Source organism: Streptomyces sp. NRRL S-920, from assembly GCF_000717945.1.
GTDB lineage: Bacteria > Actinomycetota > Actinomycetes > Streptomycetales > Streptomycetaceae > Streptomyces > Streptomyces alboniger.
In genome coordinates this window covers 1-11241 of the sequence record NZ_JODF01000036.1, presented here as the reverse complement: position 1 = coordinate 11241, position 11241 = coordinate 1, and the positions used below count along the sequence as shown (strand labels likewise).

Here is an 11241-nt window from a genome sequence, read left to right as displayed (position 1 = left end):
CCCCGGACCTCACCGGTCCGTGGAGGTCGTCAGCCGACCACGACGGTGTTCTGCGCGGCGCCGACGCGCCACGCGCCGTCCTCCTTGACCAGGATGTAGAACGGGCGGCCCTCGGGGCGGTCGGTGATCCGGGTGCCGTCGTGGCGGACCGGCTGCTGGCGAACGTTCACCGCGGCAACGTCGGGCCGCAGGAACAGCACGCGCTCGACGTCGTAGACGGCGGTGGACTCGGCCATGGCACCGGGCAGCACCTTGCGGGTGAAGGTCTCGATCTCCTCGAAGCCCGACAGGCGCTTGCCGTGCCCGGTGGTCCACACCGGGTCCTGGCGGCGAAAGACGCTCAGAAACCGGTCGACCTGCTCGTTCTGCTGGGCCTGCTCGACCTGGGCCACCACACGGCGGATCGCTGCCACCGCGGCGTCGGTCTCCGGGCCCTCGGGGGCGCCGAACACCTCGACCGGCCGGTACGAACCCGTCGTCAGTTCGGCCACGGCACCCGGCCGGCCCGGCTGCCAGCCGAGGGCGGTACGGGCGGCCTCGCCGCTGACGCTCTGGTCGAGGGCGAGTGCTTCCGCGAAGAGCGGGCCGAAGGCCTCGGCGGCCTGTTCCACCGGTATCACCTGCGGGGCTGCGAGCACTCCGGCTGCGCGGCCGGCGGCCAGGGCGAGGTCACGGACCCGGACGGCCGACTCGCCGACGCCGTGCCAGACAGTGCCGGGCTCGGCCCGCTCGACGGCGGCCACGAACAGCTCGGCCAGGTCGTCCACGTGGACGGTCGGCCAGCGCACCCCCTCCGCTCCGTAGTACTCGGGCGCCCCCTGCTGGCGGGCCCGGTCGACCAGGATGGCGGGGATGCCACCGCCGCGGCCGTAGACGATGCCGGGCCGGACGACGACCGCGCGCACGCCCTCAGCGGCCTCGGCCAGCACCCGCCGCTCGATGTGCGGGCGGTAGCCGACGATGTCGATCGGATCGGTCGGGGTCTTCTCGCCGACCTCCTGGGCGTCGCCGGTGGCGCCCAGCACCCAGACGCCACTGGTGTAGACGAAGGGGCGGCCGGTGCCGCGCAGCGGAGCGGCCAGCGTCTCGATGACGGCGGTGTCGACATCGGCGTCGCCGCTCGGCGGAGCCAGATGAATGACGGCATCGATGTCCGGGGTCATCGCACCGGCCAGTGAAGCCGGGTCCGCGGTGTCGCCGACCACCTGGGCGTGCCAGCCCCGGCCGGGCTGCTGTTCGGCGCCCCGGGTGAGCGCGACGACCTGGTGGCCGGCGGCGACGAGGTGGTCGGTGACGGCGGAGCCGATGTAACCGGTGGCACCGGTGAGCAGAACCTTCATGATGTTCCTGTCGTGACGAACGAGACGATTCATCTCGTTTGGATGGTGTGGTGACGTGCTTCGAACCCGCGCGGTGTGCGCGGGATTCGCCTCAAAGGTTGATCATGTGGCCGGCCAGACCGTGGATCGCTTCCTTCACGGCCTCGCCGAGCGTCGGGTGCGCGTGCACGTTGCGTGCGACCTCGTGGACCGTCAGGTCCCACTGCTGGGCCAGCGTCAGCTCGGGCAGCAGCTCGGTGACGTCCGGACCGATCAGGTGAGCGCCGATGATCTCGCCGTGCTGCGCGTCGGCGATGATCTTCACGAAGCCGGCCGAGTCGCCGAGGCCATGTGCCTTGCCGTTCGCGGTGAACGGGAACTTGGCGACCTTGACGTCGTACCCCTTCTCCCGCGCCTGCGCCTCGGTCCAGCCGAAGCTGGCGATCTGCGGCCGGCAGTAGGTGGCGCGCGGGATCATCGAGTAGTCCAGCTCCATGGTCTCGGTGTCCCCGATGGTCTCGGCGGCGACCACGCCCATGGCCTCGGCGGTGTGCGCGAGCATCAGCTTCGCGGTCACGTCGCCGATGGCGTAGATGTTCGGCACATTGGTACGGCAGCGGCCGTCGACGTCGATCGCGCCGCGCTCGGTCAGCGCGACACCGGTGTTCTCCAGGCCGTAGCCCGCGACGTTCGGCGCGAAGCCGATGGCCTGGAGGACCTTGTCGGCCTCCAGGACTTTCTGTACGCCGTCCTTTCCGGTGACGGTGACGCGGACCTGCGGACCGGATTCGTCGATCGACTCCACGCGGGTCGAGGTGAGGACGTCGATGCCGAGCTTGCGGTACTGCTTCGCCAGCTCCTTGGAGACGTCGGCGTCCTCCAGCGGCGCGATCCGGTCGAGGTACTCGACGATCGTGACCTTCACGCCGTAGTTGTGCAGGACGTACGCGAACTCGACGCCGATCGCGCCGGCGCCCGCGATCACGATCGACTGCGGAAGGTCGTCGGCGAGGATCTGCTCCTCGTAGGTGACCACGCGCTCGCTGCGGGCGGTGCCGGGCAGCAGCCGCGGGGTCGCGCCGGTGGCGATGACGCAGTTGTCGAAGGACACCGTGCGGATGGCGCCATCCGCCTCTGTGATCTGGAGGGTGTTCGGGTCGAGGAAGGAGCCCCGGCCGTTGAACTCCGTGATGCCGTTCTTCTTCATCAGGAAGTGGACGCCCTTGACGCGGCCGTCCGCGACCGTGCGGCTGCGCCGGAACGCCTCGCCGTAGTCGAAGGAGACCGTGCCGTCGACCTTGATGCCGAAGGTCTTCGCCTCGTTGTTGAAGATGTGCGCCAGCTCGGCGTTGCGCAGCAGTGCCTTCGTCGGGATGCAGCCCACGTTGAGGCAGACACCGCCCCAGTACTTCTCCTCCACGACTGCGACCCGCTTGCCGAGCTGCGCGGCGCGGATGGCGGCGACGTAGCCGCCGGGGCCTGCTCCGAGTACGACGACGTCGAAGCGTTTACACATGGGAATTCCTTGGTTTCGAGAGATTTCGAGGCGGGCGGGAGTGGACAGCGGGCAGCGGGCAGCACGGTGACGTCGGGGGTGCCGCCGGGCGGCAGGTCGGCCGCGGATATCGGACCCAGTAGGTCGATCAGGGACGTGCGTCGGCGGGAGCGGCTTCGGTACCCCACCGGTCGAGCATCGCGTAGGCGGGCTGCCATTGATCCGTATACGCATGGTGTGCGGACTCGGGCAGGAGCGCCGCGAGAACGGCGGCCACGGTCCGCTCGGCCGCACCGTCCAGGAGCCATGGCAGGATCCATGCCGCGTCGGCCTGGATCAGCTGCGCATGAGCGCGTTCGAAACGCTCCCACTGATCCTCGCTCAGCACGACCTGGGCCACCGGGAACACGGACTCCTCTTCGCGGCGGAGATGGCCGCGTAGTCCGGTGACCAGCGAGCCGGTGAGGTCAGCGAACAGATCGAGACCGAGATAGGGGCCTGCGAGCGCCTGGTCGATCGCCTCCAGCAACTGGTCGAGCACCGCGTGCTCGGCCTCGATCGCCTCCAGCCGCGCCAGGCAGAGGGGCCGCCCGAACAGAGCATGGCGCAGGGAGGGCCACAGCACGTCGTCCTCGGCGGTCTGATGAGCACGCAAGGCCCGACGGAACAGAGTCCAGCCCACAGCGGTGCGCAGGATGTGTCGGGGATCGGGATCCGGGTCGGGATCGGGATCGGCGCGGGCCGTGGCTCGGGCGATGAAGTGCAACTCCCTTCGTAATGCGTTGTGCATCGCGTACGTCACGGTCATGTCGAACCGGTCTCTCATTTCTGTTCTGACTCCTGGTTCCGGTGACCGGGCAGTGGGAAGCCATGCCTGACGGTGCAGCGGCAACGTGGATAGGGCGGCGGGATGGCGCGGCCGGGAAGGAACCGAGGCCCTCGACCAGCGGCCCGCCCGGCTCCTCAAAGCCTCCCGCGAGAGCCAGGTCGGATCAACACAAACCTTGCTCGTTGATCGATAACTCGACGGTTATCGGAGCGCGGGGGGCGCCCGGGCAAGCCGAGCGGACGCCCAGACGCAGCGGGCTGTCAGAACCGTATGGCCCCGAATTCGCGGACCATGTCGGCGAGAGCAGTGATCAGTTCGTTCTCCGCGTCGGTCCGCCAGATCAAGGCGAAGGACAATTCCGGCTGGTCCGTGACGGGCAGCCAGCGGACGTGCGGCATGCCCCAATGCCGCGTGACGTGGCTGGGGAAGCTGTGGATGATCTCGCCCATGCCGACCTGGTTGATCAGCTCCTCCGCGTTGGTCACGATGCTCCCACGCTCGATCGTCCGGCCCTGCGACGTGTGGAAGGGCAGGTAGGCGTCCTCCCAGTAGTCGGGCATGTCGGGGGCGACGGCGTGCTGGAAGTCGGAGAACACCTCAAGGCGCACCGAGGTTCGCTGGGCCAGCTCATGGTCCGCGGCCACAGCGAGAACCCGGGGGTCCGTGCACAGGACCGGGCCGACGGTGAGGTCCGGTTCCTCCACGGGCAGCCAGGTGACGAGGACGTCCATGTTGTTGTCACGGAGCCGGCCGAACGGATCCACGTACTCCAGCTGACGAATCTCCAGCTCCCACTGGGGATTCCGCGAACGGAAGGCCCTCCAATAGGCATGCATGTCAACGACATTGAAGGGCATCATGCCGACCCGGAGCCTGCCGGTGACACCCCGGGCGGCCATCCGGGCGCGCTCCAGAGACTCGTGCAGGCCCGCATAGACCGGCTGCAAGTCGTCGCGCAGCTGGCGTCCGACGTCGGTCAGGCGCACGGTGCGGCTGGTGCGCTCGAACAGCGCGGCGCCGATACGCCGTTCCTGCTTCCTGATGGCCTGGCTGACCCGTGCCTGAGAGACCAGAAGCCGCTCGGCACTCCGTCCGAAGTGCAGCTCCTCAGCCAGAACCAGGAAGATCTCAATGTCCCGCAGCTCCATCGCGCCCCCGTACCCTCCGCGACTCGCCAGCCACAAGCTGCCGAGCCTCGGAAGTATACGGCGATCGAACGTCCGCGCGAGGAGTAGTTCTGGGGAGGGCGGACCGGCTCGGCGGACGGTTCCGGCTTCGGGTGGCTCTGCCGACTCAGGGCCCTGCTGAAATGTGGAAAGTTCGCCCAACGAGCACCATCGCCCGCTCATACTGTTCAAGTGGACAATCTGCCGCTCTCGGCATTCGACGCGTGGCTTGGTCTACGCAACCGCGGCATCCTGTCCGAGGAGCAGGCGATCCAGGAGATCCGGTCACTGCCGCCGCTGAGTGCCGCCGATGCCGAGGCGGCTGCCGAGCGGGTCAAGGCACCGCCGCCTTCCGCCGCGGAGGCCGGGGCCCAGGCGCAGGACGTCGGCACTGGTAAGCCAGCCACGTTCGGCTCCCTGGAGCACAGGTTCAGCTCCCTGGAGCACAGGCGTAACCACTTTCTGCTTCTCCACGAAAGTGTGCGCCCGCGCGACGACGGTTCGCTGGGCCCGCACCGAGCGGTGCGGGACTACCTCATCGCGACGGTCGACCTGCTGACCGACCAGCAGGATGCCGTCGTCCTGGACAAGGCGGCGAGGCTGGCCGATGCCTACTGCGCTGAGACGGCGTCGGCGCAGGCCCTCAATCTCGCCGGACGTGTCCACTTCGAGCCCTACTCACTGGGCGCGGGCAGCATGTCCTACGCGCATGATGTGTCCCTGCGCGACTATCGCCGAGCGTGGGCGATGGGCGTTCCCAGGCCCTGGTCCGAGCCGAAGCGGACGGACGCCCTCAGCTCTGAGTGGAAGAGATTTCCCGGCATTGAGGAGTCTTTCCAGCGTGCCACCGCCTACTTCCAGCGCGCCGCCGACCTCGACGACGGTGTCGAACGGGGCCGTGCCCTGGCCTACCTGGCGTTGATCGAGCTGACCAGGGCGACGGCCGGCGCCCCCCTGGACCACCCACGCCTTGAAGGGTGGCTGGATGAGGCCGATCGGCTGCTGCCGACAGGTGCGGATCCCACGATCTGGGCCAGGCTGTGGCTGTTCGTGGGTGATCTGCGCGATCCGTCGGTCATGCTGCGCCGACCGCGCGTCCACGTACGCAATTTCGCGAACATGCTTGCCGAGTACGGCCTGCACGCCACCGCCTGGCTCTATCTCTCCGCGCTGGAATGCGCGACCGGCGCCGGTGACTTCGGGCAGTTGACCGCACTCGCGCAGATACTCCATCCCTACCTGCCCCACGTCGGCATAGAACAGGCCCGGCTGCACTTCACGAGCCAGTGGTGGCATTTCCTGCCCGAGGATCCGACCGGCTGCGAGCAGCACCTGACAGGGACACCGCCCGAGACGTTCCTCGCCTACGGCCAACCGGCAGCCGCCGTCCACGCCTTGCTGCACGCGCGCTACGACGCAGCGACGCTCGATCGGGTCAGGGCAGCGGTCAAGGGCAACGGCCGGCTGATGCAGGGCTTCAAAATTGCCCAAACGTATACGTTCGACCTCGTAGGCAACCTGAGTTCTGACGACGCGGACCCTGCGCGGACCGCGGAGGCGGCGTGGGGATACCTCTTGGCGGGTTGCCCGGACACCGCGACGTTGTGCTTGACGGCGATGTCCCGGCAGCTCAGGCGCAGCGCAGCGCAAACCGGCGCCGACACCGCACTCGTTGTGCACTACCTCGCCGAGCTGGTGGCCGGAGCCGGTGCGGCACTGGGTGATCAGGGGCATCGGCTCCTACAGGAGGCGCTGTTCGAGCTGGCCGCGCTCGCTGCTCTTCGCCGCTTCCCGGACAGAGACACCGTCTGGCTCGTGGTGCACCAGATCGCCAAGGGCTTCGTGCTGGGCGCCGCGTTGCGCGGCGACAGACACGAACACGACACGCAATCCGTTGCGGACGGCGCGCTGTTGCGGGCATCCGGCACCAGCGGGTTCGCACTCACGGGCGGGGACTGGCAACTGGACGGGGTATCGACGCAAGTCGCCGCGCCACTCACGCTCCGCGAAGCGCAGCCGGGAACCGACAGCGCCGAGCAGTCCGTCAACTGGCGTCGCGTCTACCACCTCACACTCTCGAAGCGCCTGGCGAGTACGGGCGCGGCGGGCGCCTGGCAGTCAGGCGGCCTCACCGAGGTCAAGGAGACCCTCGGTACCTCCGCGTGCCTGCTCACGCTCCTCACCGGATACGTGGACGACGAGCACGGAAACGCGATCACCGCCGAGCTGGTCAGCACTTCAGTGCGCCGGGCCGCCCTCTTCACCAGCACCGGGACGGGGCCGCTACTGAGAGGGGCCCAACTCGGCGACAAGCGGCGCGGCGTCATCGACCTGTCCGTGTGCTTCGGTGCCCTGCCGAAGCTGTTGGCCCAGATCCAGCAGGACCCACTCACCCGCCCCCTGTCCATCGAGGCCGAGCACGGCCTGCGCGCCATGGCGCAAGAGGTCCCTGTGACAGGCTGGCTGGAGGACCTCGGCCCCGAGGTCACCACGCTGTACGTGTGGCCGCATGAAGCCGCCCATTCGCTGCCGTTCTGGCTGCTGCCATTGGGCGACGGCATCGTCGCGGACCGCTTCACCGTCAGCATGCTGCCCTGCCTGGAAGCACTGTTCTGGGCCGACCGGCACAAGGGTGGCACGGCAGAGGGCGCACTGGTGCTCGCCTCGGCCGATGGTGGTGTGCCCTACGGCCTGACGCATGAGGAGTCGGTGGAGCACACGGCGCGTGAGATCGCGGCCATGTTCGGCTGCGAGGCGCTCACCGGGGAGCAGGCGACACCGGCCGAGTTTCTGTCCCGGGCCGGCAACGCCCCCTTCATTCATCTCGCTGCCCACGGCCTGCACGACCCGGACGCGCCGTTCTTCCACTGCCTGTTCCTGGCCGGCGAGGAGGGACGGCTGTTCGCCGACCAGATCCTGCGGTGCGACCTGCGTGCGGTCCGGCTGGTCACCCTGGAGGCGTGCGAGTCGCTCCAGGTGCGCTACGACTACCTGGACAACGTCATCGGACTGGCGGCGACACTGATCCGCGCCGGCGCCGGAGCCGTCGTAGGGGCGCGCTGGGCCGTGCGCCCGGAGGTGTCCGCACAGTTCTTTCCGACGCTCTACCAGCACCTGCAACACTCGGGCGACGTCGGAGCAGCCTTCACTCATGCCCAGCGGCTCACCCGCCGCAGCCATCCTCAGTACGCGGACTGGGGGGCATTCTGTCTCATGGGATACGCCGGATAGGAGCACCGTGGCACGAGCGATCCTGGAACTCGCCCTGCGACCGATGGCAGAGCACCCCGTCGACCTGGAGCCGCGGCGGGTACTGGGCAGCCCACCAGGCGGGCCTCTGGTCCGGCGGATGTCCCTGGGCGAGCCGATCCTCGCGCGCCTGGACCGTCCCGCAGGTGAGAGCGACGCCATCGACAACCACGTACGAGACAGACTGGCCACCCATGAGTTCTACGAGCTGCACCTGGTGATGACCCTTCATCCGCAGGCGGACGAACCGTTCGAGGACGCGGCCCTCGGCGTCAGCCTCACCGCACTGGACGGCGGGGAACCACCTATCGCCTGGTCTCTCTTCCCGCTGCGCGCCACCGTGCCGGTCAAGGTGACCCACAGCATCGGGGTCAACGCCAAACTCGGTTTCGTTGAACCGTCCGCCACACACAGCAGCGAAGTAAGCTCGGATCAGGTCTCGATGCTGGGGCTCGGTGAACGCGAGAGCGACTTCGAGTGGCGCCTGCGCCGCACCAAAGCGGCCGAACTCTCCGGTGTGCAGCGGATGTTCGCGGTGGTCATGGCCCGAAAGGGCGCTCCGTTCCAGGCCAAGATGGTCGTGTCGGCCTCCGTGCGCCGGGCGCGGCTCGGGCTCGCTCGCTTCCGCGCCGACCTCCCCGATAACGTGAGCCTGAGTATCTCCCATCACGGCAGTGAGTGACATCGCGGCCAGATGAAGAGAGCCAAAGACACATAGGGGCTGCACGGTATCGGGCCAAGGTTGGTGCGGCACAACTCGACGCGGGAGGCAGGGTGACGGCGACGATGCCTCCACCGGGAACCACGGCTGTCCTGGCACTGCTGCCGGACGCCGAACCGCTGCTGGAGCTGGCCGCCCAGGTGGACGCGCGGGTGGTGCGGCCGGGAGTGCCCGCACACGCGACGCTGCTCTACCCCTGGCTGCCGGCTGACCGGATCGGTGCGACGGAGCTGGACCGGTTGCGGACTGTACTGGTGCGGGCGGCGCCGGAAGCCGGCCGGATTCCCGTCCGGCTGGCCGAGGCGGAGCGGTCCGGCGCGTTCGTCGGTGTCCCGGTGCCCGAACTGCGCGCCCTGGCCACCGCCGTTCGCGTCGCCTTTCCCGAACAGGTCCCCTACGGCGGTCGGTTCGGGCAGGATCCGCCGGTGCACGTCACCGTGTCGCTGGACGCGGCCGCCCACACCGCCGCCGACATCACGCGTCGCGTCACCAGCCGTCTGCCGATCCGCACCGAAGTGTCCGCCGTGCACGTGGTCACCCTCACACCCGACGGCTGGCATCCTCTCGCCGAATTGCCGCTCACCCTCTGACCGAGCAGAGTTCTTCACAGGGGTTGCGCGGTCTGTTTCAACCCCTTGGCACAGGGAGAAGCTCCGCGGGAGCCGCGAAGGTGGCGCCGGGAAGGAACACGCGACGTGGAAGACGACTGCCGGGTACGGGGTCTTGTCCAGGAAACCGATCTGACACCCGACCGGCTCAAAGAGCTGCTCGCTCTCGCGAGGCATCTGAAGTCCGCACGCCTGAGGCTCGCGGAGCAGCCGTTGCTCGCGGGCAAGACCATCGCCCTGCTCTTCGCGAAGTCCTCCACGCGGACCCGATCGGCGTTCGAGGTCGCTGCTCTCGGCCAAGGCGCGCAGGTCTCCTACTTCGGTCCCGGCACGAGTCACCTCGGTGTACACGAATCGGCCGTCGACACCGCCATGGTTCTGGGGCGCATGTATGACGGGATCGCCTACCGGGGGCCGGACCACCACACCGTCGAGCGCTTGGCCCGGCACTCCGGTGTTCCCGTCTGGAACGCGTTGACGCCACCGTGGCATCCCACCCAGGCCCTGGCCGACATGCTCACCATCAAGGAACACTGCGCCAAGCCATGGGCCGACATCTGCCTGACCTACGTCGGTGACGGCCGGTCCAACGTGGCCAACTCCCTGCGGATCGCGGGGGCGTTGCTGGGCATGACGGTACGTGTCGTGGCTCCCGCGTCGATGAGTGGCTCCCCAGAAATGCGCGACCAGGTGGAGCGGATCTGCGCGCGAACAGGCGGGGGTGCGCAGGAGAGCGACGACATCGACGAGGGCGTGCGGGACGCCGACTTCGTGTACGCCGACACCTGGATCCATCTCGGGGAGCCGGTCGAGTCCTGGCGCCCCAGAGTGGCGGCCCTCGCCCCGTACCGCATCGACCATCAGGTCCTGGCCGCGACGAAGAACCCTCAGGTGCGTTTTCTGCACTGCATGCCCGCGGTGCACGACACGAGCACCTCGATCGGTGCGGCAGTACTGGCCGAGACCGGCAGGGAGGGCGCGGAAGTCACCACGGATGTCTTCCGCGGCCCCGCCTCACTCGTCCTCGACCAGGCTGAGAACCGGATGCACGCCATCAAGGCCCTGCTCGTCAGCGACCTGGCCGCCCAGCCGCATACCACCTGAGCAGACGGTTCGCGCTACGCCGGGTGCTACTTCGCGGCAGCTGTGCCGGGTCCTCCGCTGATGGATTCCTGGTAGGCGTCCGCGTAGGTGGGAGAGTCCTTGATCAGGTCGTCGCAGAACGCGGCGACGTCGGTGCCGATGAGTTCCAAAACTCCCTTGCCCGAGGCTACGCCCTCCTCGAAGAAGTCAACAATCCCGGGAAGCAGGGGCCCGTCAGGCAGGTCGACTGGCCCGACCTTGAACAGGTACTTCTGCATTTCCTTGTAGACGATCTGGTAGTCCGGGGGCAGAGCCTTGACCCGGGCCGTGTGCGCCCGCCACTGCTTCTTTCCCTCGATGATGTCCTGGATGCTCACGTCAGCCTCCCAGCCGGCTCAGTTTCCGTGCGACATTTCTGTTCAACTGCTCGCGCCACCGATCGCGATAAGTCCGGGCCTCTTTCCCACCGGCAAGCGCGGTACAGAAACCTTGGATGTCCTCGCCGAGCACCTCGTGGACACTCTGTCCGTCGGCCGCTGCTACTTCGAGCAGCCCCAGGGCGGCGTCGAGGATGGGCAGCAGGTTGCGGCCGGTGAAGTCCCCGTGGGGGAAGAGGTGGGCCTTGATCTGTTCCCACGCCGCCCGGTAGTCGTCCGGCAGGGCCGCAGCCCGGGCTTCGAACGCCTTCCATTCCCGGTTGAGATCGCTGCCGGTGACCTTCTCCCAGAAGTTCATCTCCCGCCCTCCTCCTTGAGCCTGTCGATGCGTGAT

Annotated in this window: 10 protein-coding genes; 4 read left to right on the top strand and 6 right to left on the bottom strand. The window is 68.4% G+C overall.

Annotated elements, in window-relative coordinates:
* Positions 1-29: 29 nt before the first annotated feature.
* The 4 genes from IG54_RS0124130 to IG54_RS0124115 form a co-directional block, all read right to left on the bottom strand.
* Positions 30-1340 (bottom strand): SgcJ/EcaC family oxidoreductase, encoded by a 1311-nt coding sequence (locus tag IG54_RS0124130; RefSeq protein WP_030788205.1) that lies wholly within the window; start codon positions 1338-1340, stop codon positions 30-32.
* A 91-nt stretch (positions 1341-1431) separates the two neighbouring features.
* A complete protein-coding gene (gene lpdA / locus IG54_RS0124125) occupies positions 1432-2835 on the bottom strand; it encodes a dihydrolipoyl dehydrogenase (RefSeq protein ID WP_030788203.1) in 1404 nt (467 codons plus the stop codon).
* Positions 2836-2962: 127 nt separating this feature from the next.
* Positions 2963-3640, bottom strand: a complete 678-nt coding sequence (locus tag IG54_RS0124120; RefSeq protein WP_030788201.1) for a hemerythrin domain-containing protein — start codon at positions 3638-3640, stop codon at positions 2963-2965.
* Between the two features lie 263 nt (positions 3641-3903).
* Positions 3904-4791 carry a LysR family transcriptional regulator gene (locus IG54_RS0124115; protein WP_030788199.1) on the bottom strand — a complete coding sequence of 296 codons (888 nt, stop codon included), beginning with the start codon at positions 4789-4791 and terminating at the stop codon, positions 3904-3906.
* Between the two features lie 210 nt (positions 4792-5001).
* Here IG54_RS0124115 and IG54_RS0124110 point away from each other — a divergent pair, with 210 nt between their 5' ends.
* The 4 genes from IG54_RS0124110 to argF all read left to right on the top strand — a co-directional run bounded on the left by IG54_RS0124110 (position 5002) and on the right by argF (position 10491).
* Positions 5002-8040, top strand: a complete 3039-nt coding sequence (locus IG54_RS0124110) for a CHAT domain-containing protein (protein WP_030788196.1) — start codon at positions 5002-5004, stop codon at positions 8038-8040.
* Between the two features lie 7 nt (positions 8041-8047).
* Positions 8048-8740: a hypothetical protein gene (locus tag IG54_RS0124105; protein ID WP_030788193.1), complete on the top strand. Its 693-nt coding sequence runs from the start codon at positions 8048-8050 to the stop codon at positions 8738-8740.
* Positions 8741-8844: 104 nt separating this feature from the next.
* Entirely contained in the window at positions 8845-9369 is a 525-nt protein-coding gene (locus tag IG54_RS0124100; RefSeq protein WP_037897615.1) for a 2'-5' RNA ligase family protein, read from the top strand.
* Between the two features lie 105 nt (positions 9370-9474).
* Positions 9475-10491: an ornithine carbamoyltransferase gene (gene argF / locus IG54_RS0124095; RefSeq protein WP_030788186.1), complete on the top strand. Its 1017-nt coding sequence runs from the start codon at positions 9475-9477 to the stop codon at positions 10489-10491.
* 26 nt (positions 10492-10517) lie between these two features.
* Here the strand turns inward: argF and IG54_RS0124090 are convergent, their stop codons facing one another.
* Entirely contained in the window at positions 10518-10847 is a 330-nt protein-coding gene (locus IG54_RS0124090) for a DUF1048 domain-containing protein (RefSeq protein ID WP_030788182.1), read from the bottom strand.
* A gap of 1 nt (position 10848) precedes the next feature.
* Positions 10849-11205 (bottom strand): DUF1048 domain-containing protein, encoded by a 357-nt coding sequence (locus tag IG54_RS0124085; RefSeq protein ID WP_030788179.1) that lies wholly within the window; start codon positions 11203-11205, stop codon positions 10849-10851.
* Positions 11206-11241: the final 36 nt, after the last annotated feature.

Coding starts and splice junctions, on each gene's coding strand:
- lpdA (WP_030788203.1), bottom strand. CDS start 2,835: ATGTGTAAACGCTTCGACGTCGTCGTACTCGGAGCAGGCCCCGGCGGC.
- IG54_RS0124115 (WP_030788199.1), bottom strand. CDS start 4,791: ATGGAGCTGCGGGACATTGAGATCTTCCTGGTTCTGGCTGAGGAGCTG.
- IG54_RS0124130 (WP_030788205.1), bottom strand. CDS start 1,340: ATGAAGGTTCTGCTCACCGGTGCCACCGGTTACATCGGCTCCGCCGTC.
- IG54_RS0124120 (WP_030788201.1), bottom strand. CDS start 3,640: ATGAGAGACCGGTTCGACATGACCGTGACGTACGCGATGCACAACGCA.
- IG54_RS0124085 (WP_030788179.1), bottom strand. CDS start 11,205: ATGAACTTCTGGGAGAAGGTCACCGGCAGCGATCTCAACCGGGAATGG.
- IG54_RS0124100 (WP_037897615.1), top strand. CDS start 8,845: ATGCCTCCACCGGGAACCACGGCTGTCCTGGCACTGCTGCCGGACGCC.